At 60.0% G+C, this 23,415-nt stretch carries 29 protein-coding genes; 6 read left to right on the top strand and 23 right to left on the bottom strand.

What is annotated here, in order from left to right; translation table 11 throughout:
- Window positions 1–532: 532 nt before the first annotated feature.
- Window positions 533–1,303 carry a trans-aconitate 2-methyltransferase gene (gene tam, locus J1D76_RS22745; RefSeq protein ID WP_421140581.1) on the bottom strand — a complete coding sequence of 257 codons (771 nt, stop codon included), beginning with the start codon at window positions 1,301–1,303 and terminating at the stop codon, window positions 533–535.
- Window positions 1,304–1,457: 154 nt separating this feature from the next.
- Between tam and J1D76_RS22740 the strand changes: the two genes are divergently transcribed.
- Window positions 1,458–1,868, top strand: a complete 411-nt coding sequence (locus J1D76_RS22740; protein ID WP_421140580.1) for a low affinity iron permease family protein — start codon at window positions 1,458–1,460, stop codon at window positions 1,866–1,868.
- 44 nt (window positions 1,869–1,912) lie between these two features.
- Here the strand turns inward: J1D76_RS22740 and J1D76_RS22735 are convergent, their stop codons facing one another.
- The 5 genes from J1D76_RS22735 to J1D76_RS22715 all read right to left on the bottom strand — a co-directional run bounded on the left by J1D76_RS22735 (window position 1,913) and on the right by J1D76_RS22715 (window position 5,836).
- Window positions 1,913–2,416: a DUF4142 domain-containing protein gene (locus J1D76_RS22735; RefSeq protein ID WP_421140579.1), complete on the bottom strand. Its 504-nt coding sequence runs from the start codon at window positions 2,414–2,416 to the stop codon at window positions 1,913–1,915.
- A gap of 73 nt (window positions 2,417–2,489) precedes the next feature.
- A complete protein-coding gene (locus tag J1D76_RS22730) occupies window positions 2,490–2,657 on the bottom strand; it encodes a KGG domain-containing protein (RefSeq protein ID WP_421140578.1) in 168 nt (55 codons plus the stop codon).
- 118 nt (window positions 2,658–2,775) lie between these two features.
- Complete coding sequence (locus J1D76_RS22725) at window positions 2,776–4,122, bottom strand: diguanylate cyclase domain-containing protein (protein WP_421140585.1); 1,347 nt, start codon at window positions 4,120–4,122, stop codon at window positions 2,776–2,778.
- A 79-nt stretch (window positions 4,123–4,201) separates the two neighbouring features.
- Entirely contained in the window at window positions 4,202–4,840 is a 639-nt protein-coding gene (locus tag J1D76_RS22720; RefSeq protein WP_421140577.1) for a LysE family translocator, read from the bottom strand.
- 87 nt (window positions 4,841–4,927) lie between these two features.
- Window positions 4,928–5,836 (bottom strand): LysR family transcriptional regulator, encoded by a 909-nt coding sequence (locus J1D76_RS22715; protein WP_421140576.1) that lies wholly within the window; start codon window positions 5,834–5,836, stop codon window positions 4,928–4,930.
- A gap of 78 nt (window positions 5,837–5,914) precedes the next feature.
- On the opposite strand from J1D76_RS22715, the gene J1D76_RS22710 reads away from it, so the two are divergent.
- Window positions 5,915–6,403, top strand: a complete 489-nt coding sequence (locus J1D76_RS22710; protein ID WP_421140575.1) for a DMT family transporter — start codon at window positions 5,915–5,917, stop codon at window positions 6,401–6,403.
- Between the two features lie 131 nt (window positions 6,404–6,534).
- A complete protein-coding gene (locus tag J1D76_RS22705; RefSeq protein ID WP_421140574.1) occupies window positions 6,535–7,554 on the top strand; it encodes a DUF4917 family protein in 1,020 nt (339 codons plus the stop codon).
- A 165-nt stretch (window positions 7,555–7,719) separates the two neighbouring features.
- Here J1D76_RS22705 and J1D76_RS22700 read toward each other — a convergent pair whose 3' ends face one another.
- The 3 genes from J1D76_RS22700 to J1D76_RS22690 form a co-directional block, all read right to left on the bottom strand.
- Complete coding sequence (locus J1D76_RS22700; RefSeq protein WP_421140573.1) at window positions 7,720–8,064, bottom strand: YegP family protein; 345 nt, start codon at window positions 8,062–8,064, stop codon at window positions 7,720–7,722.
- Between the two features lie 174 nt (window positions 8,065–8,238).
- Entirely contained in the window at window positions 8,239–8,544 is a 306-nt protein-coding gene (locus J1D76_RS22695; RefSeq protein WP_421140572.1) for a ribbon-helix-helix domain-containing protein, read from the bottom strand.
- A gap of 14 nt (window positions 8,545–8,558) precedes the next feature.
- Complete coding sequence (locus tag J1D76_RS22690; RefSeq protein ID WP_223462961.1) at window positions 8,559–9,140, bottom strand: DJ-1/PfpI family protein; 582 nt, start codon at window positions 9,138–9,140, stop codon at window positions 8,559–8,561.
- A gap of 217 nt (window positions 9,141–9,357) precedes the next feature.
- Here J1D76_RS22690 and J1D76_RS22685 point away from each other — a divergent pair, with 217 nt between their 5' ends.
- Window positions 9,358–10,248, top strand: a complete 891-nt coding sequence (locus J1D76_RS22685) for a DMT family transporter (RefSeq protein WP_421140571.1) — start codon at window positions 9,358–9,360, stop codon at window positions 10,246–10,248.
- 78 nt (window positions 10,249–10,326) lie between these two features.
- Here the strand turns inward: J1D76_RS22685 and J1D76_RS22680 are convergent, their stop codons facing one another.
- From J1D76_RS22680 to J1D76_RS22670, 3 genes are all read right to left on the bottom strand, one after another.
- Window positions 10,327–11,541: a class I SAM-dependent methyltransferase gene (locus J1D76_RS22680; RefSeq protein WP_421140570.1), complete on the bottom strand. Its 1,215-nt coding sequence runs from the start codon at window positions 11,539–11,541 to the stop codon at window positions 10,327–10,329.
- A gap of 326 nt (window positions 11,542–11,867) precedes the next feature.
- The gene (locus J1D76_RS22675) at window positions 11,868–12,224 is read right to left on the bottom strand and encodes a hypothetical protein (protein ID WP_421140569.1); all 357 of its coding nucleotides are present in this window, start codon (window positions 12,222–12,224) and stop codon (window positions 11,868–11,870) included.
- Between the two features lie 2 nt (window positions 12,225–12,226).
- Window positions 12,227–12,505 (bottom strand): ogr/Delta-like zinc finger family protein, encoded by a 279-nt coding sequence (locus J1D76_RS22670; RefSeq protein ID WP_421140568.1) that lies wholly within the window; start codon window positions 12,503–12,505, stop codon window positions 12,227–12,229.
- A gap of 300 nt (window positions 12,506–12,805) precedes the next feature.
- Here J1D76_RS22670 and J1D76_RS22665 point away from each other — a divergent pair, with 300 nt between their 5' ends.
- Window positions 12,806–13,231, top strand: coding sequence for a helix-turn-helix transcriptional regulator (locus J1D76_RS22665; protein ID WP_421140567.1), 426 nt, complete (start codon window positions 12,806–12,808; stop codon window positions 13,229–13,231).
- Between the two features lie 20 nt (window positions 13,232–13,251).
- On the opposite strand, the gene J1D76_RS22660 is transcribed toward J1D76_RS22665, so the two are convergent.
- The 6 genes from J1D76_RS22660 to J1D76_RS22635 form a co-directional block, all read right to left on the bottom strand.
- The gene (locus J1D76_RS22660) at window positions 13,252–13,518 is read right to left on the bottom strand and encodes a phage holin family protein (RefSeq protein ID WP_421140584.1); all 267 of its coding nucleotides are present in this window, start codon (window positions 13,516–13,518) and stop codon (window positions 13,252–13,254) included.
- 11 nt (window positions 13,519–13,529) lie between these two features.
- The gene (locus J1D76_RS22655) at window positions 13,530–13,886 is read right to left on the bottom strand and encodes a putative holin (protein ID WP_421140566.1); all 357 of its coding nucleotides are present in this window, start codon (window positions 13,884–13,886) and stop codon (window positions 13,530–13,532) included.
- Entirely contained in the window at window positions 13,873–14,175 is a 303-nt protein-coding gene (locus J1D76_RS22650) for a helix-turn-helix transcriptional regulator (RefSeq protein ID WP_421140565.1), read from the bottom strand. The genes J1D76_RS22655 and J1D76_RS22650 overlap by 14 nt, the downstream gene beginning before the upstream one ends.
- Before the next feature lie 132 nt (window positions 14,176–14,307).
- A complete protein-coding gene (locus J1D76_RS22645) occupies window positions 14,308–14,925 on the bottom strand; it encodes a TPM domain-containing protein (protein WP_421140564.1) in 618 nt (205 codons plus the stop codon).
- Between the two features lie 28 nt (window positions 14,926–14,953).
- Window positions 14,954–15,706 (bottom strand): TPM domain-containing protein, encoded by a 753-nt coding sequence (locus tag J1D76_RS22640; RefSeq protein WP_421140563.1) that lies wholly within the window; start codon window positions 15,704–15,706, stop codon window positions 14,954–14,956.
- A 37-nt stretch (window positions 15,707–15,743) separates the two neighbouring features.
- Window positions 15,744–16,349 carry a LemA family protein gene (locus tag J1D76_RS22635; RefSeq protein WP_421140562.1) on the bottom strand — a complete coding sequence of 202 codons (606 nt, stop codon included), beginning with the start codon at window positions 16,347–16,349 and terminating at the stop codon, window positions 15,744–15,746.
- 258 nt (window positions 16,350–16,607) lie between these two features.
- Here J1D76_RS22635 and bglX point away from each other — a divergent pair, with 258 nt between their 5' ends.
- Window positions 16,608–18,899 carry a beta-glucosidase BglX gene (bglX, locus tag J1D76_RS22630; RefSeq protein WP_421140561.1) on the top strand — a complete coding sequence of 764 codons (2,292 nt, stop codon included), beginning with the start codon at window positions 16,608–16,610 and terminating at the stop codon, window positions 18,897–18,899.
- Window positions 18,900–18,977: 78 nt separating this feature from the next.
- Here the strand turns inward: bglX and J1D76_RS22625 are convergent, their stop codons facing one another.
- From J1D76_RS22625 to J1D76_RS22605, 5 genes are all read right to left on the bottom strand, one after another.
- Entirely contained in the window at window positions 18,978–20,135 is a 1,158-nt protein-coding gene (locus J1D76_RS22625; protein WP_421140560.1) for a phospholipase D-like domain-containing protein, read from the bottom strand.
- 1 nt (window position 20,136) lies between these two features.
- A complete protein-coding gene (locus J1D76_RS22620) occupies window positions 20,137–20,727 on the bottom strand; it encodes a YceI family protein (RefSeq protein ID WP_421140559.1) in 591 nt (196 codons plus the stop codon).
- Window positions 20,728–20,954: 227 nt separating this feature from the next.
- Window positions 20,955–21,278, bottom strand: a complete 324-nt coding sequence (locus J1D76_RS22615) for an amidase (RefSeq protein ID WP_421140558.1) — start codon at window positions 21,276–21,278, stop codon at window positions 20,955–20,957.
- Window positions 21,275–22,369: a serine hydrolase domain-containing protein gene (locus J1D76_RS22610; RefSeq protein WP_421140557.1), complete on the bottom strand. Its 1,095-nt coding sequence runs from the start codon at window positions 22,367–22,369 to the stop codon at window positions 21,275–21,277. Before J1D76_RS22610 ends, J1D76_RS22615 begins: the two co-directional genes overlap by 4 nt.
- A gap of 152 nt (window positions 22,370–22,521) precedes the next feature.
- Entirely contained in the window at window positions 22,522–23,409 is an 888-nt protein-coding gene (locus tag J1D76_RS22605) for an acyl-CoA dehydrogenase (RefSeq protein WP_421140556.1), read from the bottom strand.
- Window positions 23,410–23,415: the final 6 nt, after the last annotated feature.

The following is a 23,415-nucleotide window of genomic DNA, read 5'->3' as shown; positions in this document are numbered from 1 at the left end:
TGTGTTAGGCCTGCCGCCAGCGTTCAATCTGAGCCATGATCAAACTCTTCAGTTCAAACATCTTTGGGTTTTGAGAAAACCCTAAACTTGGCTCAGCAATCGTTGGTTACATCTTTGATTTCTCGCGAAGTAACTTGTGATGCTGATAATCTGTTGACTAGCAGTCTGACTCCACAAGCACCCACACGAATTGCTTGATTCAGTTGTTAAAGAGCGATTGGTTAAGAGCTTTCGTCTCAACCGAGGCGCGCATTCTACAGCGCACCTTTTCAAACTGCAACCTTAAAAGTTTTTAATTTCACTACTAAAATCAATTACTTAAGCCTGAACAAACATCAATATGCTTGTTAGCGGGAGGCGAATACTACAGCATTAAAATACGTGGTCAACCCCCATCTAGAAATTCTTTTCCCTTATCAAAGAGCATCCCTTTTGGCTGCTCCCTGCCGGACTGACAGACAATGTGTTGGAAAGCGCCCCCTCGCTGTTCAGCTCTTAAGAGCAGGGACAGATCACTCTGTCCCTTTTTGCATCACCGCGTCGCGACAATGAACAACCGCGGAAACGGCAACAGCACCGAACCATCGGCCAGGGCCGGATAGGCCTGCTCGATGGCCGCTTGATATTGCTTGAGGTACTGCACCCGTTCCGCCTCGTCCAGTGGATCGAGAAACGGTCGCAGACCACTGCCCTTGAACCACTCCACCACGCCAGATGCGCCGCCTGCCAGCGGATGGTGATAAGTCGTGCGCCACACATCGACGCGGGTGCAAAAAGCCTTGAGGATCGAGTAGTAACCGCTGGCATCGGCCATTTCGGTGCGCTGCCCGGCGGCGTCTGCCAGCTTGCCTGCCCACGGGCCATCGGCGGCAACCTCGCGCATCAAGCGGTGCGAATGCTCGTTGAGGTTGTCCGGCATTTGCACGGCCAGGCTGCCACCCGGCGCCAGTTTGCTCACCAGCGACGGCAGCAAGGTCGCGTGATCCGGCACCCACTGCAATACCGCATTGGCGAAAATCACATCGAACGGGCCGTTGTCGCTCCAGGTATCGATGTCGGCCACATCGAACTGCACCTGCGGCAAGCGTTTGCGCGCGGCGCCGATCATGTCGGTCGAGCTGTCCAGCCCGCGCACCGTGGCGTTGGCGAAACGCTCCACCAGCAACTCGGTGGAGTTGCCGGGACCACAACCGATATCGATCGCCGAGCGCACATCCCCGGCGGGGACAGCCGCCAGCAGGTCACGGGCGGGACGGGTGCGTTCATCTTCAAAAGCGACGTATTGTTTGGCGGACCAACTCATTGCGTTCTCCTGTCGGTGTGTTCGGCTCGGGTCGCTACGATACCGCGACAAGTCCTCTCAAAGGTTTTACTAAACCACCTTTTCAGTTGCGTCGAATTTTCATCCCCCCGCCGCTGTCACAAATTCAGACGTCCCCCCAATAAGGAACACTGTCATGAAATTCGCAAAAGTCGCGCAGAAGCTCGCTCTCTGGGCCGGCAGCCCCCGGACGTTTTTTGGGGCAATCATTCTTATTTTTCTATGGGGCTTGAGCGGGCCGTTTTTTCATTTCAACGATACGTGGCAACTGATCATCAACACCTCGACCACCATCATTACCTTCTTGATGGTGTTCCTGATCCAGAACACGCAGAACCGCGACACCGACATCCTGCACCTGAAAGTCGACGAGTTGCTGCGCGTGACCAAGGAAGCACAAAACGCGATGCTCGGGCTCGAGGCGCTGGACCTCAAGCAACTGGAAGCGCTGAGAAAGCAATACCGCAGCCTGGGCGAGGGACAGACCGTTTCCTTCGACGACACCGTTGTCGCAGAAAAAGGTCGCTCGGGCTTGAATGAAAGTTGACGGGAATGCGCAGGTAACCTCAGGTTACCTGCGCATTCCGCTGGCTAGAGACTGGCCTGCAAGGCCTTGGCCATCTGCAGGTGATTTTGCAGTTTGGGCAGGGTTTCCTCGGCGAAGGCCTTGATTTGCGGCACGTCGGTCGTCTGCGCTTCCTGTTGAAGCTGGTCGATGGCTTCCTGCGTGGTCTTTATCTGACTGGCCGCGTAGGCTTCGTCGAAGGTCGCGCCCTCCATGGCTTCGGGCATCAACGCCTTGGCCTTTTCCACCACTTCTTCGCGCGGGGCGACGGGCAGATCCAGTTGCTTGGCGATTTTCGCCAGGTGCTGGTTGGCAGTGGTGCGGTCGTTGATCACGACAATGGTGTAATCCTTGACCTCTTTTGATTCGGATTTCTGGTGTGCCAGGCGACTGGCTTCGATGTCGGCGATGCCTTTGGCCGAGGCCTCGTCGATAAATTCGGCGGGCGACTGGGCAAAGGCGCTGTTGGCCAACAGGCCCAGCAGTGTGGCAAAACTGGCATTGCGCATGCGGGTGGCCATCCGGTTCATGGTCGCGCCCTCCTCTAGATAATCAAACGGGAGCTTTCGCCCCCGCTTCTCAATCAAAACCACCTCCATCCAACTAGCGGGATTTTTGCCCGCCTTGTTCGCCCTTACGGCCCATGTCAGGTTTCGCAGGCTCTTTATCGACAGTCGTGGTCGTGGTTTTCCCACCTTTGCGACCCGCTTCAGATGCCTTGGTTCGATCGTTTGCGAAGTTTCCCGAGTTCGAGTTTCTTGAGTTAGGCATGATTCTCTACCTCTTGGTGATGAGCGCAGCGAGCTTGCGCCCGCATAGATTCTGAATTTGCACGCCGCGAAAGGTTTAGAAATTTGCACCGGCTCCACGACGAACGGTGCCCCGACGCTCAGACGATTCGCAGGTGATGCTCGCGCTTGGCGCAATACATCGCCTCGTCGGCGTGCCTGAACAGCTGTTTCTCTTCAGTGCCGTGATCGGGGTATCGGGCGATGCCGATGCTGGTCTGGATGGTCAGGCTATGGCCGTCCAGTCGCAGGGGCTGGTCCAGGACCTGACGGATTTTTCCGACCACGGTATCGGTATCTTCAGCAGCGTGAATGCTGTGCAGCAACACCACGAACTCATCGCCGCCAATGCGCGCCACGGTGTCGGTTTCCCGCACGCAACCCTTGAGCCGGTTGGCCACTGCTTGCAGCAGCATGTCGCCGACCGCGTGGCCGTGGGTGTCGTTGACCTGCTTGAAGCGATCGAGGTCGACGTACAAAAGCGCCATGCGCCCGTCTTCCTCGCGCGCCACCTGCAAGGATGCCTTGAGCCGTTCACGCAGCAGTTCGCGGTTGGGCAACTGGGTCAGTTGGTCGTATTGGGCCATGTGTTGCAGGCGCGCATGCAATTGCTTGCGCTCAATGGCGGTGGCGACCTGGGCGCAGACGTATTGCAGCAGTTCCTTGTCTTGCTCGGTGTAACGCTCCCCACCTGGGATGCTTTTGACGATCAATGCGCCAATGGTGCCTTTTTGCGAGTTCAACGGCACCCCCAGCCAGCACGGTGCATTCTGCCCGCTCACCAGCATTTCGAAGCCAACGGGAAGCCCGTTCTGCTCAGGAGTCAGCAGGATCGGCTGCCCCGTGCGAATCACCTCGGCGCACAATTGCCCCGTAATGGTGCCGGGCTGTTCCGGTTGCGGCTCGCGGTCATCGACGTGGTAAGGGAAATTCAGTTGCGCGCAGTGTTCGTCATACAGCGCCACGGAAAAATTCAGCGCTGGCAGCCATTCGCCGATGATCATGTGGATGCGCTTGAACAACGTCAGCAGGTCCTCCGCCGCGTGAGCCGCTTCGGAGATCGCGTACAGTGCGGCTTGGCGGGATTCGGACTGCTTGCGATCGGTGATGTCGCGCGCCACGGCGATGCGCAACTGGTCGACCTCGGACCAACGTGCCGACCAAAGGATGTGCACCACTCGGCCATCCTTGCGCAGGTAGCGGTTTTCGAAGTTGAGCTTGGGCTCACCGCCCATGATCTCCCGGGCGGCGTCGAGGGTGCGCTGGCGGTCGGCCGGGTGCACCAGATCGATCATCATCTGACCGATCATTTCTTCAGCGGTGTAGCCGAAAACGCGCTCGCACGCGGCACTGACAAAGACGAAGCGGCCCTGTTTATCCACCGCACAGACGGCATCCAGCAATAAATCGATATAGCTCGCCAGTGGCGCAGAATTCCGGTTTTCCATGGTTCGGCGTGGGTGTCCCGATAATGCAGCAGTCATCAACCATCCCTGCCCTGTCGACCTTGCATCCTTGTGATCACCTTCAAGCCTTGCTCGGCATCAACCCCGGCAACGCATGCACCAATGCATTGATGGCGAAACCGATGAACATCAACCCGCACAAGCGGGTGATCGCCAGTTCATGGCGTTGGTACACCGTGCGTACTCGCCGTGCACCGACGATGCCAATGAGAATAGCGTAGGCGAGCAGCCCGCCGACGAAGCTCAGGGCGATCAGCGCCGGCAGCATCGACCAGTTGAGCAATTCGGCGCGGCTCGACAGCAGCGCCGTGAACGTCGCCACCGCCACCGGATAGGCCTTCGGGTTGGTCAGGCCAAACACAATGCCGTGCCAGAACGGCTGCCGCGCCGGCCCCTGCGGTGCATCAGCGCCGCTGCGCCTGGCACTCACGGCACGCCAGCCGAGCCAGAACAGGTACAGGCCGCTGAGCACACCGAGTACATCAAACGCTGTACTGCCGATTTCCCGCGCCCCGACAATCGCGACGAGCGCGGTGCTGCACCAGACCACGTCGCCCAGCAAATGCCCGCACAGAAACCCCGCCCCGGCCCGCCGCCCATGAGCCGCGCCGATGCCGAACACCGCCAGCACGCCCGGCCCTGGGGTGATGCCGTAGATAAAACCCGAGGCCAGCACGGCCATCAATAACGAGGGGGTCATGGGGAGTCCCTTTGAACCGCTGGGTGAATGGTCGCCAGTCTATATCAGGTCTCCAGCGCTCGACTGTCTGATCGCGACACTCATGACTCAATGATGCCTCCCCTGCACGATCCGCTCATTCAACCAGTTCAACGCCTGATCCGCGCCTCGACGCTTGTGCCAGACCAATACAAAGGTAAACGAAGGGATGAGGAACGGCGGCGGGACGACCAGCAATGATTGTTGATCGATATCGCGCAGGCCTCGGGACGCCACCGTGAGAATCAGGTCGGTACCGCTGATGAGCGCCGGGGCCACGCTCCAGTGCGGCAGACTGATGGCAACACGACGGCGTTCGCGCAGGGCAGTCAAGGCGCGCTCGATTTCGAGGGTGCCGCTGCCACGCATCTCCAGCAGGACGTGGGGCCGTGCCAGGTAAGTGGGCAGGTCGAGGGCAGCGTCGGCTGTCAGGCTGTTGCGATCCAGCAAACAAGCGTAGTGCTCTTCAAACAGCGGGGTGCTGCGCAATTCGTTGGGCATTTCCGGGAACACGCCAGCGGCGATATCAACGTCACCGTTGATCACCCCTTCGAGCATGCTTTCGCGGCTGCCATGGCTGATCTGCAAATCGATGCCCGGCGCTTCCTGGCGCAAGGTGCGGATCAGCCCCGGCAGGACAATGGCGGCCCCATAGTCGGACATCGCCAGGCGGAACGTGCGCCGGGCCGTGGCCGGTTCGAAGGCGTTTGGCGCAAGCATTGCTTGTACCTGGGCCAGGGCTTCGGCCAGCGGTGCCACCAGTTCCAGCGCTCGCGGCGTCGGAATGAGCCCGGCACCGGCGCGCACCAACAGCGGATCGCCGAGCAAATCCCGCAAGCGCGCCAGCGCATGGCTGACGGCCGGCTGGCTCAAGTGCAAGCGCTCCGCCGCCCGGGTCACGTGCTGCTCACTGAGCAAGGCGTCGAGGATCACCAGCAAGTTGAGGTCGATGCGTCGTAGATCATTCATCCGCTGCATGTTCTGAATAACTATTTGGAATTTAAATCTGCGTGACGAATACCCTACAGTCCAGCAAAACCTGTATGGGGAACGAACATGAGTACGTTGCATTGGGCCGGCCTGATGGTGCTGGCGATGATCGCCGGGGCGGTGGTGCCATTCCAGAGCGCTATCAATGTCAATCTCGGGCGCGGGTTGGGCCATCCGCTGTGGGCAACGCTTGCCTCGTTGCTGGTGAGTATTGCGGTGTTGTTGCCAATCATCGTTGCGCTGCGATTACCCTTGCCGTCACTGGCTTTCATCCGCCAGGCGCCACTGTGGATGTGGGCGGGTGGCGCTTTCGGGGTGATCTTTATTTCCTTGGCCTTGGTGCTGCTGCCCAAGATCGGTGCCGCAGGGTTCATGGCCTTGGCGCTGGCGGGGCAAGTGGTGGCGTCATTGTTGCTGGATCACTTTGGCTGGTTTGGATTGACGGAGCGCCAGGTCACCTTGCCCAAGCTGGTGGGGGTGGTGTTGTTGGTGGCCGGGGTGGTGTTGATCCAGTTTTTCGATGCGCCGGCCAAGGGGTTGGTGACGGCGGGTTAGTGGGGCAACCGAACATTCGAGAGTGCTTTTCAGTCAGTCTTCGCGGACAAGCCCGCTCCTACAGGGGGTTGGGCATCCGGTCATGATAAAGTCGCCGCCCACAGACCTTTTGCCGTGAGACGAAGACCGCAATGACCGATTTCCAGGATGTCGATGCCCAACTTGAAGACTGGAACGTCTTGCGCAGCAGCACTTCGTTCAGTGGCTTGCTGGTGGGCAACGGTGCCAGTCGCGCGGTGTGGGACGATTTTGGCTATGACTCGCTGTTCGAGAACGCGCGTACTGTCGAAGAGAAACCCCTGAGCCCGTCCGAGCTGAGCGTATTCGAGGCGATGCAGACGCGCAGTTTCGAGCAGGTGCTAAGCGCCCTGAAAACCACCAGCCGGGTCAACAAGGCCCTGGCCGTCAGCTCCGCGGCGCCCCGCAACCGCTACTACGCGATCAAGGAAGCGCTGATCAATACTGTGCACGCGGTGCATATCCCGTGGCGGCTGGTGGTGCCTTCGACCCTGGCGACGATCAATCAGGAACTGAGCCAGTACCGCACGGTGTTCACCACCAATTACGACTTGCTCAACTACTGGGCGCTGCAATACCAGCCTGAGGCGATCACTGATCTGTTCCACGGTGCCGAGCCCGGTTTCGATCTGAGCGACACCGCCACCGACAGAACCCGTTTGCTGTACCTGCACGGTGGTCTGCACCTGGTGCGCAACCAGGACGGCACCGCCCGCAAGCTGATGTCGACCGAGGGCACGTTGCTGGGCAGTTTCGCCATCAACAATACGATCAAGACCCTGGACGACGTGCCGCTGTTCGTCAACGAAGGGCCGAGCGCGGACAAGCTCAAGACCATCCGCAGCTCGGACTACCTGTCGTTCTGCTATGAGCAGTTACTCGGTCATGGCCAGGCACTGTGCATTTTCGGCCATGCGCTGGGCGAGCAGGACAGCCACCTCATCCACGCTTTGCGCCTGGCGAAACCGCAGGTGCTGGCGATCTCGATTTATCCGCGCAGCAAGGCGTTCATCCAGCACCAGAAGCGGCATTACGCGAAGCTGTTCGAGGGGACCGGGGTGGCGTTGCTGTTTTTTGATGCCAAGAGCCATGCGTTGGGGAACCCGAAACTGGCGGTGCCCGTCGAGGTCTAGCGGCGACTGATCCAGCGATTTCGCGAGCAGGCTCGCTCCCACAGGTTCAAGGCAATCCCTTGTAGGAGCTGGCTTGCCAGCGAACGCGACAGGTCAGCACCTGTGATGTTGAATTTACCGCCGCTTTCGCGGGCAAGCCCGCTCCTACAGTAGATCTGCGTGAGTTCAGAGCACGGGCAGGGTCTTGTCCTTGACCATTTTGGTCGGGCCATTGGCCTTGACGCTGGCGAGGCCTTTTTCCATGGCGGCGGCCGAAGAGTAGGCCTCGCTGCTGCCGATGATTTCGTGATTGCCCGCCTTCAGGTTGAAGTACGGATGGCCATCCTTGGTGGTTTTTTTCTCGTAGCGTTCATCCAGCGGGCTGTTGGCCTGGACCGAGGCGATGCCTTTGTCGGCGGCGGCGTGGGTGCTGTAGAGCTCGCTGGTCAGAATGGTTTCGGCGTTGGCCGCCTTGAGGACAAACCTGAACTGGCCACTGCTGCTTTTGCTCACTTCATACCATCCGGACATGCTCTTTCTCCTGGGCGATTGAAAGGTTGCGCGCCTCAGAGTAAAGACCAGCCTGTTGTTTCTGTCGCCTGTTGCGGCCCCTTTGCGGGCAAGCCCGCTTCTAAAGATTCAACGCGCTCTCTTGTAGGCGCTTGCTTGCCAGCGAAGGGGCCCGCTGCGCCAATTAAGAAGTACCTACTTCGCCGCCGCCCGCACCACCGACAACTCCGGGGTAGCCACCCGTCGCTGGCTCAGATAACGCGTGCAGCTCACCCGCAAGAACGAGGCGAAATTAACCACCTCGCCACGATAGTCCATCACCTCTTCATACAGTTTGGCGATCAACTGGTTGGTGGTCATGCCGTCGACGTCGGCGATTTCGCTGAGGATGTCCCAGAACTGATTCTCCAGACGCAGGGTGGTGACCACTCCGCAGATACGCAGCGAGCGCGAGCGCGATTCGTAGAGGATCGGGTCGGCCTTGACGTACAGCTCGCACATGGACAGGTCCCTCGTTACAGCGTGATTTTGGTGCCCAGCAACCCGAGGAAACCGGCCAGCCAGTTCGGGTGCGCAGGCCAGGCCGGCGCTGTGGCCAGATTGCCCTGAACATGGCCGTCCGTCACGGGGATGTCGATGTACGTACCGCCCGCCAAACGCACTTCCGGCGCGCAGGCCGGGTAGGCGCTGCATTCGCGTCCTTCGAGCACACCGGCGGCCGCCAGCAGTTGCGCACCATGGCATACCGCAGCAATTGGCTTGCCGGCCTTGTCGAAGGCACGCACCAGCTCCAGGACTTTTTCGTTCAGGCGCAGGTATTCCGGCGCACGGCCGCCGGGAATCAGCACGGCGTCATAATCGGCGGCGTTGACCTTGGCGAAATCGAAGTTGAGGGCAAACAGGTGACCGGGTTTTTCGCTGTAGGTCTGGTCGCCTTCGAAGTCATGGATTGCTGTGCGCACGGTCTGGCCGGCGGTTTTGTCCGGGCAAACGGCATGCACCGTGTGGCCGACCATCAGCAGTGCCTGGAACGGCACCATCACTTCATAGTCTTCGACGTAGTCGCCGACCAGCATCAGGATTTTTTTCGCAGCCATGGGGAGGACTCCTTTGGGATGAGCGTGCAGGAGTATTCAAGGTAGTCCGATTCCGCAGGGGTGGGTAATAACCAGCTACTACGCCCAAATGTGGACTGGCCCTGACAGGGAATGCAGGAAACTGTACGGATATTTCTGTGACCAGCTGTAAGCGCCAAAGCCCTGGGTTTATGGCTAGATAAAGGCCTCTCCCGCCACCTTTGATCTGGTTGCCATCATGTCTTCGCGCGAAAACACCGGCATGGCCCTCGGCCTGCTCGGCGTTGTGATCTTCAGCCTCACCCTGCCCTTCACGCGGATCGTCGTGCAGGAACTCCACCCGCTGCTCAATGGCCTGGGCCGTGCGCTGTTTGCGGCGGTGCCGGCAGCGATGCTGTTGTTGTGGCGCCGGGAAAAATGGCCCACGTGGAAACAGGTTAAAGGCCTGACGCTGGTAATCGCCGGGGTGATCCTCGGGTTTCCGGTGCTGTCGGCCTGGGCCATGCAAACCTTGCCGGCCTCCCACGGTGCGCTGGTCAACGGCCTGCAACCGCTGTGCGTGGCGCTGTACGCCGCGTGGTTGTCCCATGAACGGCCATCAAAAGCCTTCTGGGCCTGCGCCGCATTGGGTAGCGCGCTGGTGCTCGGTTATGCGCTGATCAGCGGTGCCGGCAGTATCCAGGCCGGTGACTTGCTGATGCTCGGTGCGATTGCGGTGGGTGGCTTGGGTTACGCCGAAGGTGGCCGGTTGGCCAAGGAGATGGGCGGCTGGCAGGTGATCTGTTGGGCACTGGTGCTGTCGACGCCCTTGCTGATCGGCCCGGTGCTGTACCTGGCGCTGCAACATCAGGGCGAAATCTCCACCAAGACCTGGTGGGCCTTCGGTTATGTCTCGCTGTTTTCGCAGTTCATCGGTTTCTTCGCCTGGTACGCGGGGCTGGCCATGGGCGGCATTGCCCGGGTCAGTCAGATCCAGTTGCTGCAGATCTTCTTCACCATCGCCTTTTCGGCGCTGTTCTTTGGCGAACATGTGGAGCCGATTACCTGGCTGTTTGCGGCGGGCGTCATCGTGACGGTGATGCTGGGTCGCAAGACATCGGTGCGCCCGGCGCGGGTGGCGACCGCCTAATGTGTAGGAGCTGGCTTGCCGGCGAAGGCGATCTCAGGGACGCCTTCGCCGCAAGCCAGCTTCTACAGGGTATTGACGTTAGAGGTAACCGTCGGCGCGCAGCAGGGTTTCCAGGCAATGTTCGCTGATATGGTAGAAGTCCTTGAGTTCCTGGATCTTCGCCAGCAGTTGGGCCGGGTCCACCGGTTCGGCGCGCTTGACCGCCAGGATCATCTTGTTCTTGTTGGTGTGGTCCAGTGAGATGAACTCGAACACCTTGGTCTCGTAGCCGCAGGCCTCGAGGAACAATGCGCGCAGGCTGTCGGTGACCATTTCTGCCTGCTGGCCCAGGTGCAGGCCGTATTGCAGCATCGGCTTGAGCAGCGCCGGGCTCTGGATTTGCAGGCGGATCTGTTTGTGGCAGCACGGCGAGCACATGATGATCGACGCACCGGAGCGTATGCCGGTGTGAATCGCGTAGTCGGTGGCGATGTCGCAGGCATGCAGGGCGATCATCACGTCTAGCTCGCTCGGTGCCACGCTGCGCACGTCACCGCACTTGAACACCAGCCCCCGATGCTCCAGCTTGGCCGCCGCCGCGTTGCACAGGGTCACCATGTCTTCGCGCAGCTCGACGCCGGTCACCTCGCCTTCAGCCTTCAAGGTGTTGCGCAGGTAGTCGTGGATGGCGAAGGTCAGGTAGCCCTTGCCTGAACCGAAATCGGCCACGCGCACCGGTTTGTCCAGTGCCAGGGGCGACGAAGTCAGCGCATGGCTGAACACTTCGATGAACTTGTTGATCTGTTTCCACTTGCGCGACATCGCCGGGATCAGTTCCTGCTGCTTGTTAGTCACCCCAAGGTCGGCGAGAAACGGACGATTCAGGTCGAGAAAACGGTTTTTCTCGCGGTTGTGCTCGGCCGACGGCGCTTCGCGTAATTGCTGGGGTTTGCTCTTGAACAGCGAGCTCTTGCCCTTTTTGCTGTATTCGAGCTGGGCCTCGTCCGTCACAGACAACAAATGCGCATTTTTGAACGCCGCCGGTAGCAGCTCGGCGATGCTCGCCACGCCTTCGGCCAACGGCAGATTCTTGGTAATGTCGCGGGTCTTGTAGCGATAGACGAAGGACAGGCACGGCTGCGCCTTGACCGTCACCGGCTTGATGATGATCCGCTGCAAGTCCGCTTCCTCGCCCGCGTATTTGGCCAGCACCAGCTTGATGAAGGCATTTTGTTCGAGGCTGGTTTGCAGCAGCTCGATGAACTGGGCGTGATGATCCGGCGCGAGGCTGGCGGGAGTGGCGATAACAGACATGAAAAAACGGCCTCGGCAATGCGAATCAGGGAATGCCGAGTATTTTAGGGGGGATGGGGCTTTTGGGCACGGGCTTATTTTTTTTGGTTCTTTATACCGGCGTGAAGATCACTTCATTTTCGACTAGGACGCAATCTCCTGTAGGAGCTGGCTTGCCAGCGATGGTCGTTAACGATAACGCGTAAGAGCTGGATAAACGCGGCGCACTTGAGTCCGTCGCCAGCAAGCTGGGCCCTACAGTTTCCCGGGATTGCGTGAAGAACCTTATTTGGCCGGGTCCTGGTCACGCCGTGCAGGACCCGAGTGCCTAAGTCGAAACCCGGGCACTACACCAGACGAAGTTTGCGATTGTTCGGCGAATTGATGATGTATTTGACAATCAACCCCACCGGCACCGCCCAGGTGAGCCCGTTGGCCGGGTCTGTGACCACGGCAACGGTTTCGGTACTTGCAGTGATGTCCAGGCGCCGCCGGTCGTTGCTGGACTTGAGTATTCCATAGGCGTGGCTGACCAGTCTTTCGGCCAGGTACAGGGGCACTTCCACACTCTGCAAATGCTTCACCGCCCGACAGAACAGCAATTGGTCGTCAGTCTCCCCTTCACTTTCATGCCGGGCCAAAAAGGCCTGGGCAATTGCCACTAGTTCTTCGTTCAAGGCCGAACCTTCATCGACTCCCTTCATGTTCACGACTCCAGCGAGGTTTCCATCGGCGCGGCACTTGCAACCGGAGGCTGGGCGTCGCGGCGCAAATCGGGCCCGGCAAAGGGCAGACGGACGGCCGGGTTAGGCATGCCGCTGGGCGAAAGCTCATGGGTCATTTCAAACTCGGCCCTGACCGACCAGCCACAGGCCTCCGATGTGCATTGCAGGTAGGCCACCCGCAGGAAGATGTGCCGCCCCTCACTGGTACGAATACGCATCTTGCTCAAGCAGTGCGGGCATACCATCTTGTATGTACTCATGCTGGACTCCCGCTGGTCATTGGGTGGCAATCGACTTGCTCAAACGCAATACTGCTGCATGTTTTGCTTGCGATAGTTCGGTGCTGGAAATGACGTCTGCCAGACATAAGGAAGTGCAATGGGCAGACACGTAATGGGTACGAGCCATGCTCGTAGGAAATCACCCTGATACCATTAGGAAGTTTCGACATCGTATTCTTCTGATTCATAGTTGATGATTGATTACTTGCAAGAAAAAACGTACTCATTACGCATAAATTAAGCACTCAAAAAGCATATGTCAAAAGGAAGAGGCTCAAATTGCGTAGCAAAACATCACAAGCTGTTCTAACTCGACTGAAGCAGATCACTGGTACAAAGACCGATGCATCGCTGTCTTCAGCACTACAGATCAGCCCGCAAACGCTCAGCAGCTGGAAAGGTCGCGACAGCACACCATACTCATTATGCGTAGAAATAGCTCAGGCACGGGGCATCTCTCTTGACTGGCTCCTGCTGGGTGAAGGGCCGATCCTGCGACAGGTCCCTGGCAACACTTCCCCGAACAATCAAGAAACGACAGCTCGGGAAAACACCATTCTCACGCTCTGGCGTTTACTCGACGAAGATGACCGCTGCGCCATACAAAGTGCGCTGGAAGAGAAACGCCGCCTGCGCGATATGGAAGCCAAACTGTTAGAAATGGCCACGCTCCTGGCAGCGCTTAAACATCCGGATCAAGCGTAACGTCGTAGACCCGTCGATGTTCAAGGTTTCAGGGCCTTCCACAGCGCAATGACGTTGCCGCGGCTGCGAACGATTAGCGCACACGACAAAACGCTCACCACTGCATGACCTGGACTAACGGGCCGCAATGCCATCAACACATCGATGCCACTCATACAGAACATGCCGCCGCACAGGCTGATCAGTAATCTGTCGCGCCAGCCATGTCGCTCATTGCGCTGATAACAGGCCAGCCTGAAGGCACTGATCAAGTGGGCTATACCGGTCAACCACACCACGGCGAGCATCTGACAGGCCATCATCCTCGCCCCCTGAGGTGCCGAATGATTTCGCCGATACCGGCGCCGTCTATCCATTGCATGAGTTTGATGCTGATGGGAATGACGATCAGCGCGCAAAGGAAGGCCGTCACTCCCGCTGTCAGAAAAGGTGCCAGCGGCTGTGCGACCGGGGTGAAGAGGTAGCCCACGCCCGCGGACAATAACCAGGAGCCTATACGTTGCCAGGCCTTGAAATTGGCGCGAGTCGTGGTGACCAGCCATGCGCCAAGCGATGCGCCGAAGAGCACCTCGCCATCAATCACAGGCAACGTGGCAAGGCCCACTCCCAGCAAGAGCCCACTGATACTGTTATAGGTCGAATCAGTCACACTCACGAGCACCTCGCGATTCCAACGGCTCAACATTGATCACCCCGGACTCGATCGCTTTGAGCAACGCGGCACGTCGAGAGCTGACGGCAAACTTGCGGCGGATATTGGCGAAGTGGAAGTTGACCGTGGATTCCGAGCAACTCTCTATCCTGGAGATCTCCCAGGATGTTTTGCCCATGAAGCACCACGTCAAGGTCTGTTTCTCTTTCGCCGTCAACTGCACCGGCGTGCCCGAAACTCCCGTAGCGGACTTGTCCACTTGGCGGGCTTCAAGCTTTTGTTGGGTTGACATAAAAACTCCCTCTACGTCAGAACGCCCGTTGCAGAGCGTTCGCTAATAGAGAGATGTTGAAGACAGGCCCGCCCCTGGACAACGCGAGCGGGTTGTGCAGAAACGCGATACAAAAGCGCCTCAGGACAGGGTTTAGCCAAGGACTACCAAACGATTGGGCAATTCATTGCGCACATGGGTCACCGGCACGTGCACCTTGAGCAACTCGCCGCAGGCTTCGACGCAGCTGACAAATCCCTGCAATGTCTGCCCCGCCTTCACCTGCTGGGTAAAAGCCGCAACGATGGCCTCCCAGTTCTTGTTGTCCAGGCGACTGGAAATCCCCTCATCAACCAGGATCTCCACGTACCGCTCGGCCTCGGAGACGAAAATCAGCACCCCGGTGCTGCCTTCGGTGTGGTGCAGGTTTTGCTCCAGAAACTGCCGGCGTGCCAGGTTCGAGGCGCGCCAGTGGCGTACCGAGCGAGGGATCAGGTGGGTGGTGACTTTCGGCAGGCGGAACACCAGGCACAGCACAATGAAGATCGCCCATTGCACCAGCAACAGGCTGTGCAGGGTCAGCCAGCCCGTGAGGTAATGCACGATGCCCGGCACCAGCAGCGCCAGCAGGCTGGCCCACAGCAAGGGGATGTACGCATAGTCGTCGGCGCGTGCCGCGAGCACGGTTACCAGCTCCGCGTCGGTGTCACGCTCGACCCGGGCAATCGCCTCGGCCACCTTGCGTTGTTCGTGTTCGGTCAGTAATGCCATGGTGTGGTTTGCCTGCTCATTTTTATTATCACCAGCCGCCGGACGAACCGCCCCCGCCGAAACTGCCCCCTCCGCCGCTGAAGCCCCCGCCTCCGCCGCCGCCAAATCCACCACCGCCAAAGCCGCCCCCCGAACCACCGGAGCCGCCACGGCCAGCGGGAAGGATACCGAGCATCTGGCACACAAAAACAGTCAGGATGAACAACATCACCAAAAACACGAACAAGCCAGGGTGCCGCGAGACGAAATCGTCGCCCGGATCGCCCCGGGATTCATACGCCGTGGAGGGTTCGTCAAGCGGATTGCCACCCAGCACCACCAGCATCGCGGCCACGCCGTCACTGATGCCCTTGCTGAAGTTGCCGGTCTTGAACGCCGGGGTGATGACCTGGTTGATGATCACCGAACTCTGGGCATCGGTCAGGCGATCTTCCAGGCCATAGCCGACTTCGATGCGCAACTTTCGCTCGTCCCGGGCGACGATCAGCAAGGCACCGTTGTTCTTGTCCTTTTGCCCGATGCCCCAGTGGCGGCCGAGTTGATAGCCATAATCGGCGATGTCGGTGCCCTGCAAGTCCGGCAACGTCACTACCACAAGCTGCTCGCCGGTGGCTTTTTCATGGGCCTGAAGCTGCTGGTTGAGTTGCTCGCGCACCGCCGGCTCGATCATTTGCGCATTGTCGACCACCCGCCCGGTCAGCGCCGGGAAGCTCAGTTCGGCCTGGGCGCTGATCGCCACCATCCACAACAACAGCAACAGCCCGGTTTTCAGGACACGCATGGGTTACCTCTGGCGTGGCGACGCGGATGGGCGCTGATCAGAACTTGACCTCTGGAGCCTTTTCCGACCCCGGCGTGGCCTCGAAGGTCTCACGTACCGGTAAGTTGCTGTACATCACGTTGTGCCACAAACGACCGGGGAAGGTGCGGATCTCCGTGTTGTAATTCTGCACCGCGAGGATGAAGTCGCGCCGCGCGACGCTGATGCGGTTCTCCGTGCCCTCAAGCTGCGATTGCAGGGCGAGGAAGTTCTGGTTCGCCTTGAGGTCCGGATAACGCTCGGACACCACCATCAGCCGGCTCAATGCGCCGCTGAGCTGATCCTGGGCCTGTTGGTACTGCTTGAGCTTTTCCGGGTTGTCCAGGGTCGAGGCGTCCACCTGGATGGAGGTCGCCTTGGCCCGGGCTTCGATCACTGCCGTCAGGGTCTCTTCTTCATGCTTGGCGTAGCCCTTGACAGTTTCTACCAGGTTGGGAATCAGGTCGGCGCGGCGTTGATACTGGTTCTGCACCTGGCCCCAGGCTGCCTTGGCCTGTTCGTCTAGGGTCGGGATGTTGTTGATGCCGCACGCGGTGAGCAATGTAGCCAGCATCAGCAGCGTGACGACCTGCAAACGCGAGCGGTAGGTTGGACTGACATTCATCAGGATGATGCTCCCTCGTACATTTCATGAAAAAACCGACCGTGAAACCTTCTAGGGCGGCTCTTGGGGCATAATCGCCCGCGCCTCTGGATTGCCAAGGGCCAATGGGCTAAAAGCTAAAAAGAGGCCCTGCGCAAAAACGCCTCCGGCGTTGAGCTCGCGTTTTTTTTAAGCCGGCACCCGAACAACAATAGACGCTCCCTAAATTTTGGCTGGCCGGCGTGTACATCGCCGTTTGGGCCCTTGAGAAAACAATTCATGAAGAAGCTGTGTTTGCTGGGCCTGTTCGTCAGCCTGGCCAGTCATAACGTATTGGCCGCCACGACGCCCGCACCCCTGGAGAACAAGGACGCTTTCATCGGTAATCTGATGAAGCAAATGACCCTCGATGAAAAAATCGGCCAGTTGCGCCTGATCAGCATCGGCCCGGAAATGCCCCGGGAGCTGATCCGCAAGGAAATCGCGGCGGGTAACATCGGCGGTACGTTCAACTCGATCACTCGCCCGGAAAACCGGCCGATGCAGGACGCGGCAATGCGCAGCCGCCTGAAGATCCCGATGTTCTTCGCCTACGACGTGATCCACGGCCACCGCACCATTTTCCCGATCCCGCTGGCCCTGGCCTCGAGCTGGGACATGGACGCCATCGGCCTGTCCGGGCGCATCGCCGCCAAGGAAGCCGCGGCTGACAGCCTCGACCTCACCTTCGCGCCGATGGTCGACATCTCCCGTGACCCGCGCTGGGGCCGCACCTCCGAAGGCTTTGGCGAAGACACCTACCTGACGTCGCGCATCGCCGGCGTGATGGTCAAGGCCTTCCAGGGCACGGGTGCCAACGCCGCCGACAGCATCATGGCCAGCGTCAAGCATTTCGCCCTGTACGGCGCGGTCGAAGGTGGCCGTGACTACAACGTGGTCGACATGAGCCCAGTCAAGATGTACCAGGACTACCTGCCGCCGTACCACGCGGCAATTGAAGCTGGCGCGGGCGGCGTGATGGTCGCGTTGAACTCGATCAACGGCGTTCCCGCCACCGCCAACACCTGGCTGATGAACGACCTGCTGCGCAAGCAATGGGGCTTCAAGGGCCTGGCGGTCAGCGACCACGGGGCGATTTTCGAGCTGATCAAGCACGGTGTTGCCGCCGACGGTCGCCAAGCGGCGAAGCTGGCGATCAAGGCCGGCATCCACATGAGCATGAACGACACCCTGTATGGCAAAGAACTGCCGGGGTTGCTCAAGTCCGGCGACATCCAGCAGAGCGACATCGACAACGCCGTGCGTGCGGTGCTGGGCGCCAAGTACGACATGGGCCTGTTCAAGGACCCGTACCTGCGCATCGGCAAGGCCGAGGATGATCCGGTCGACACCTACGCCGACAGCCGCCTGCACCGCGCCGAAGCCCGAGAGGTGGCACGTCGCAGCCTGGTACTGCTGAAGAACCAGAACCAAACCCTGCCGTTGAACAAAACCGCGAAAATCGCCCTGGTCGGCCCGCTGGCCAAGGCGCCGATCGACATGATGGGCAGCTGGGCCGCCGCTGGTAAGCCGGCGCAGTCGGTGACCCTGTTCGACGGTATGACCAACGCCTTGGGCGACAAGTCGACATTGATCTACGCCCGTGGCGCCAACATCACCAGCGACCCGAAAATCCTCGGTTATCTGAACTTCCTCAACTTCGACGCTCCGGAAGTGGTGGATGACCCGCGCCCGGCGAACGTGCTGATCGACGAAGCGGTAAAAGCGGCCAAGGATGCCGACGTGGTGGTTGCCGCTGTAGGCGAATCCCGTGGCATGTCCCACGAATCGTCGAGCCGCACCAACCTGAACATCCCGGAAAACCAGCGCGCGCTGATCCGTGCCCTGAAAGCTACCGGCAAGCCATTGGTGCTGGTGTTGATGAATGGCCGCCCGCTGACCATTCTTGAAGAGAAAGATCAGGCGGACGCGATCCTGGAAACCTGGTTCAGCGGCACCGAGGGCGGCAACGCCATCGCCGACGTGCTATTCGGCGATTACAACCCGTCGGGCAAACTGCCGATCACCATCCCACGTTCGGTCGGCCAGATTCCGACCTACTACAACCACCTGACCATCGGCCGGCCATTCACGCCGGGCAAACCGGGCAACTATACCTCGCAGTATTTCGATGACACGACGGGCCCGCTGTTCCCGTTCGGTTTCGGCCTGAGCTACACCGACTTCAGCCTGAGCGACATGGCGCTGTCGTCGACCACGCTGAACAAGACCGGCAAGCTCGACGCCAGCGTGACGGTGAAGAACACCGGCAAACGTGATGGTGAAACCGTGGTGCAGCTGTACATCCAGGACGTGGCTGGTTCGATGATCCGCCCGATCAAGGAACTGAAGAACTTCCAGAAAGTGATGATCAAGGCCGGCGAGCAGAAAATCCTGCACTTCACCATCACCGAGGATGACCTGAAGTTCTACAACACCCAGCTCAAGTACGCGGCGGAGCCGGGCAAGTTCAACGTGCAGATCGGCCTGGATTCCGAGGACGTGACGCAGCAGAGTTTTGAACTGCTCTAACCCTGGACACCGCAGTATCCCTGTAGGCGCTGGCAAGCCAGCGCCTACAGGGGTTTCAGTGGGTGTGAACGATTGTGCTCAACCTCTTCGGTCCAGCAGGTTCACCACCACCCGATCCACCCATCCCCACACTCGCTGCTTGACCCGGTGCCATAACGGCCGGCGTTGCCATTCTTCCAGGCTGACTCGCTCGCTCAAGCCAAAATCCGTCTCGAAACTCGCCACCACCGACCGGGTTAACCCGGGGTCGAGGGCTTCCAGGTTGGCTTCCAGATTGAAGCGCAGGTTCCAGTGATCGAAATTGCACGAGCCGATGCTCACCCAGTCATCGATCAACACCATTTTCAGGTGCAGGAAACACGGCTGGTACTCGAAAATTTTCACCCCGGCCTTGAGCAGTCGTGGGTAGTAGCGATGCCCGGCGTAACGCACGGACGGGTGATCGGTGCGCGGTCCGGTCAGCAGCAGGCGTACATCGACGCCACGGCCAGCGGCGCGGCGCAGTGATCGGCGGACCTTCCAGGTCGGCAGGAAGTACGGCGTGGCAAGCCAGATCCGTCGCTGGCCACTGTTCAAGGCGCGCACCAGCGATTGCAGAATGTCCCGATGTTGACGGGCATCGGCATACGCCACCCGGCCCATGCCCTCGCCCATCGACGGCACTCGCGGCAGGCGCGGCAAGCCGAAATGCGAGGCCGGTCGCCAGGCGCGACGGTGGCGGTTGGCGATCCATTGGCGGTCGAACAGCAGTTGCCAGTCGAGCACCAGCGGCCCGGTGATTTCCACCATCACTTCATGCCATTCGCTGACGTCTTCCCCCGGCGTCCAGAACTCATCCGTAACACCGGTGCCGCCGACGACCGCCAGGCTCTGGTCCACCAACAACAGCTTGCGGTGATCGCGGTAAAAGTTCCCTACCCAGCGCCGCCAATTCAGCCGATTGTAGAAACGCAACTCGACCCCGGCGGACAACAATCGCTGACGTAAAGCCAGGGTAAAGGCCAGGCTGCCGTAGTCATCAAACAGGCAACGCACCCGCACCCCGCGCTCGGCAGCTTGCACCAGCGCCTGGACCATGGCCTCGGCACAGGCGCCCGCCTCCACCAGATACAGTTCCAGTTCGACCTGTTCTTCGGCGCGGGCAATCGCCACCAGCATGCGCGGGAAGAATTGCGGACCGTCGATCAAAAGCTCGAAGTGGTTGCCTTCACGCCAGGGAAAAATCGCGCCGGCCATGTCAGCGCGCCGTAAAAATCAGCACCGCACCCACCGGCACTGAAAGACTGATGGCCGACAGGCCGGCCATTTTGCGTAGGGTTTCGAGACCTGGCACCAAATCGAAATCCTCGGCGTTGATCACCAGCGGTTCCAGGGTCACGATCTGGAAGCGTCGGTCATCGAGACGGGTTGCCAACAGCTCAGCGGGGTACTCATGTTGTTTGCCGTGCAGGTTGACGGTCAGCGGCAGGCGCAATTCCAGCTGTGCGCCGGGCGCGAGATCGTTGATCGGGCGCAGATCGATTTGGGTGGTGATCAGGGCCTCGGGAAACTGCTCTATCTTGAACAGTTCCTTGCGCATGCGCTCATCGCGCAACGGGATGCCGCTGTTGATCGAATCCAGTTCGACTTCCACTTGTGCCAGCCCCTGGGGATCGACCTTGCCGTGCAACACCAGGAAGCGCTGCACTTCGGAAACATTGGCATTCTTGGTGCTGACGAAAGAGAGGCGCGAGGACTCGCCATCGAGGTACCAATCGGCACGGGCCGACAACACGGCACCCGCCAGCAGCAGGAAAGCGAGGGTTTGAAGGGTGGAGCGCTTGAACATAGAGACTCGTGGGGCAGATAAACCTGTGCTGAACCTTAACTGGCCTTCAGCGCATTGCAAGCCGTTTGTGGCGAGGGGGCTTGCCCCCGTTCGGCTGCGCAGCAGACGCGAAGCCAGCTCCCTCGGCGAGTCAGACTTACGGGGTTGTAGGTTTCAGCCCTGCTTCGCAGTGCAACGGGGGCAAGCCCCCTCGCCACAAAAAAACACCACCAAAGCACATCACCCACTCAAGGCTCCAAGCGACAGCCCTGTCGCTCCCCCATCCACACGGCACTGTTGCTGCGCCCCATGCCGCTGACCATTACACGCTTGCCGGCCGGGTCATCGGTAAAGCCGCTGGCAGGCAGCCACTGCTTCACATAGCTGTGGCAATACTCGACGTCGTTGCCCATCACGTAGCGACACGAACAATATTCCTTGGCGGTGTAGGCGCTGATGATGTCGGGGAATGCCCAGAGCGCCACCCGCTCGTGCCAGACCCAGCCAAGCAAGGCGAGCAGCAGCATTAGCAGCAGCGAAATGACCGGTCGACGTCGAATGAATCTGCTCATGGCGGCACCTGCCCGGCAAAGGCCTTGAGCGCGAGTTTGAGCAATTGATTGTCATCGTAGGTGTCATCACGATCATCGCCATAGCGCACGATCACCAGGTGTTCACCGGGAATCACGTACATCGCCTGCCCCCAATGGCCCAGCGCGGCGAAGGTGTCGACCGGTGCATCCGGCCAGGGTTGAGCAGCGCCCTCCACGGCGCGGTTGAGCCACCACTGGCCACCGGGCACCGCATCGTCTTCGTTGGCGTGATAGTGAGCGAAGGGTTCGCGGTTGAACGCGACCCAGTCCTTGGGCAGCAATTGCCTGTCTCGCCAACGGCCGTCGCGCAGCATCAACAGACCGACCCGCGCCAGGTCGCGCGCGGTGAGATAGGCGTAGGACGACGCGACGAACGTGCCCGTGGCATCCGTCTCCCAAACCGCGTGACGAATGCCGAGCGGCTCGAACAATGCGGTCCATGGGTAGTCGGGATAGCGTTGCGGGCCGACGATGGTTTTGAGTGCAGCGGACAACAGGCCGCTATCACCGCTTGAATAACGAAATGCCTGACCCGGCGCCGCGTACGTTTCGTGGGCTGCGGTGAACGCCGCCATGTCACGGTGCCCCCGGGTGTAGAGCATGGCCACCACCGAAGAGTTGAGCGGTGCGTATTCGTAGTCCTCTTGCCAATCCAGGCCCGAGGCCCAATGCAGCAGGTCGGCCAGGGTCATGTCGGGGTGTGTTTGCAGCGGCGGATAAAACTTCGCTGCCGGGTCGTCGAGTTTGAACAAACCTTCGCCGTAGGCCACACCAAGGACCGTGGCCATCAGGCTCTTGCTGATCGACCAGGTCAGGTGTGGCGTCTCGGCGCTCGTCGGGCCGGCGTAGCGTTCGTAGATCAACTGGCCGTCACGGATCACCAGTAAGGCGTCGGTGCGGATGCCTTTGCGTGTGCTGTCATCGCGGGGTGGGAAGGCATAGGCCTCCAGGGCTGGCAGCGCCGGGCCCATGGGCGTCGGCGCGTTCGGCCATTGCTCGGCGGGCCAGTTTTCGGCCCGGATTGAAACGCTGAGCAACAGCAGGAAAATCAGGGACAAGCCTTTGGGCATGGCATGGGCTCAGGGATTGAACCTGCTGAGCCTAGTCGAGGTTGATGACAGTTTTGGCGTTTTTGTGCCTTTGAGGGCGCCTTCGCTGGCAAGCCAGCTCCTACAGGTGATCATTGCCCCTGTAGGAGTTGGCTTGCCAGCGAAGTGGTCCGTCAGAGCACCGACGTTTGCGCCAATGCCTTGGCCAACCGCTTGCTCCGCGCCCCCGCCGCCAATTCCATCACGGCCTGATCTCTCCTCCACATCTGCGCCCAGTGCGACGGCCCCTGCGCCAGCGCCGCATCCAGTTCAGCCTTGAGCCCCTCGAACTGCGCAAACAACCCACCCAGCACCACGTGCCCAGCTGCACCGGTCGGTGGCTGGCGACTGGCTTCGGCGCACCCGGCCAACAATCCCAGAAGACGTAATTGCAAGGTTTGCGGCCAGGCGCTGTCCTGGCCGACGCCATACAACCACGCCGTCATCGCACTCAACACATAGACATCTTCCAGGGTGCGAAACGGTTTGACGTAGGCGTCCCAACCGTCCCCTGCGAGCAACTCGCACAGTGCGTTATCCAGAAACAAGCGGCCGTGGCTGATGTCCGGCATCAGCGGGATCGGCGCGAGTTTTTCCACCCGCACACCCGGCTCATCGAGATAGATCACTGCCAGGCTCAAGCGCGGATCGGCGCCGGGTTCCTCGCTGCGCGCCGACACCAGCAGCCATTCCGCAGCATCGCCTGCGGTGACGAAATCCTTGCGTCCGCTCAGGCGCAAACCGCTCAACCGGGTTTGCATGTCAGCCGGGCGCAAGCTGCGCTGCTCGGTGGCGCACAACGCGCCGAGGCTCATGGGTGCGCTCGGCCAGAGCATGCGCAACGCCGCCTGGTATCCCACCAGAAACGCCAGCCCCGGCGTCGCCATCGAGCGCCCGCCGAGCACGGCCAATTCGAATGGTATAACCGTGCCCAACTGCTGCAACAAGGTCGAGAAACCTTCGGCCAGATCCGGGTTGGCGGGCAAGCGATCACGGCGATTCAACAGGGTTCGCCAGGGCATAGGAGG

The organism is Pseudomonas sp. NFX15 (assembly GCF_049132105.1).
GTDB lineage: Bacteria > Pseudomonadota > Gammaproteobacteria > Pseudomonadales > Pseudomonadaceae > Aquipseudomonas.
This window is presented reverse-complemented; position numbering and strand designations above follow the sequence as displayed.

Bases quoted from the DNA above. Each gene is read 5' to 3' on its own strand.
- tam (WP_421140581.1), bottom strand. From the start codon at position 1,303: ATGAGTTGGTCCGCCAAACAATACGTCGCTTTTGAAGATGAACGCACC.
- J1D76_RS22740 (WP_421140580.1), top strand. From the start codon at position 1,458: ATGAAATTCGCAAAAGTCGCGCAGAAGCTCGCTCTCTGGGCCGGCAGC.
- J1D76_RS22735 (WP_421140579.1), bottom strand. From the start codon at position 2,416: ATGAACCGGATGGCCACCCGCATGCGCAATGCCAGTTTTGCCACACTG.
- J1D76_RS22730 (WP_421140578.1), bottom strand. From the start codon at position 2,657: ATGCCTAACTCAAGAAACTCGAACTCGGGAAACTTCGCAAACGATCGA.
- J1D76_RS22725 (WP_421140585.1), bottom strand. From the start codon at position 4,122: ATGGAAAACCGGAATTCTGCGCCACTGGCGAGCTATATCGATTTATTG.
- J1D76_RS22720 (WP_421140577.1), bottom strand. From the start codon at position 4,840: ATGACCCCCTCGTTATTGATGGCCGTGCTGGCCTCGGGTTTTATCTAC.
- J1D76_RS22715 (WP_421140576.1), bottom strand. From the start codon at position 5,836: ATGCAGCGGATGAATGATCTACGACGCATCGACCTCAACTTGCTGGTG.
- J1D76_RS22710 (WP_421140575.1), top strand. From the start codon at position 5,915: ATGAGTACGTTGCATTGGGCCGGCCTGATGGTGCTGGCGATGATCGCC.
- J1D76_RS22705 (WP_421140574.1), top strand. From the start codon at position 6,535: ATGACCGATTTCCAGGATGTCGATGCCCAACTTGAAGACTGGAACGTC.
- J1D76_RS22700 (WP_421140573.1), bottom strand. From the start codon at position 8,064: ATGTCCGGATGGTATGAAGTGAGCAAAAGCAGCAGTGGCCAGTTCAGG.
- J1D76_RS22695 (WP_421140572.1), bottom strand. From the start codon at position 8,544: ATGTGCGAGCTGTACGTCAAGGCCGACCCGATCCTCTACGAATCGCGC.
- J1D76_RS22690 (WP_223462961.1), bottom strand. From the start codon at position 9,140: ATGGCTGCGAAAAAAATCCTGATGCTGGTCGGCGACTACGTCGAAGAC.
- J1D76_RS22685 (WP_421140571.1), top strand. From the start codon at position 9,358: ATGTCTTCGCGCGAAAACACCGGCATGGCCCTCGGCCTGCTCGGCGTT.
- J1D76_RS22680 (WP_421140570.1), bottom strand. From the start codon at position 11,541: ATGTCTGTTATCGCCACTCCCGCCAGCCTCGCGCCGGATCATCACGCC.
- J1D76_RS22675 (WP_421140569.1), bottom strand. From the start codon at position 12,224: ATGAAGGGAGTCGATGAAGGTTCGGCCTTGAACGAAGAACTAGTGGCA.
- J1D76_RS22670 (WP_421140568.1), bottom strand. From the start codon at position 12,505: ATGAGTACATACAAGATGGTATGCCCGCACTGCTTGAGCAAGATGCGT.
- J1D76_RS22660 (WP_421140584.1), bottom strand. From the start codon at position 13,518: ATGCTCGCCGTGGTGTGGTTGACCGGTATAGCCCACTTGATCAGTGCC.
- J1D76_RS22650 (WP_421140565.1), bottom strand. From the start codon at position 14,175: ATGTCAACCCAACAAAAGCTTGAAGCCCGCCAAGTGGACAAGTCCGCT.
- J1D76_RS22645 (WP_421140564.1), bottom strand. From the start codon at position 14,925: ATGGCATTACTGACCGAACACGAACAACGCAAGGTGGCCGAGGCGATT.
- J1D76_RS22640 (WP_421140563.1), bottom strand. From the start codon at position 15,706: ATGCGTGTCCTGAAAACCGGGCTGTTGCTGTTGTTGTGGATGGTGGCG.
- J1D76_RS22635 (WP_421140562.1), bottom strand. From the start codon at position 16,349: ATGAATGTCAGTCCAACCTACCGCTCGCGTTTGCAGGTCGTCACGCTG.
- bglX (WP_421140561.1), top strand. From the start codon at position 16,608: ATGAAGAAGCTGTGTTTGCTGGGCCTGTTCGTCAGCCTGGCCAGTCAT.
- J1D76_RS22625 (WP_421140560.1), bottom strand. From the start codon at position 20,135: ATGGCCGGCGCGATTTTTCCCTGGCGTGAAGGCAACCACTTCGAGCTT.
- J1D76_RS22620 (WP_421140559.1), bottom strand. From the start codon at position 20,727: ATGTTCAAGCGCTCCACCCTTCAAACCCTCGCTTTCCTGCTGCTGGCG.
- J1D76_RS22615 (WP_421140558.1), bottom strand. From the start codon at position 21,278: ATGAGCAGATTCATTCGACGTCGACCGGTCATTTCGCTGCTGCTAATG.
- J1D76_RS22610 (WP_421140557.1), bottom strand. From the start codon at position 22,369: ATGCCCAAAGGCTTGTCCCTGATTTTCCTGCTGTTGCTCAGCGTTTCA.
- J1D76_RS22605 (WP_421140556.1), bottom strand. From the start codon at position 23,409: ATGCCCTGGCGAACCCTGTTGAATCGCCGTGATCGCTTGCCCGCCAAC.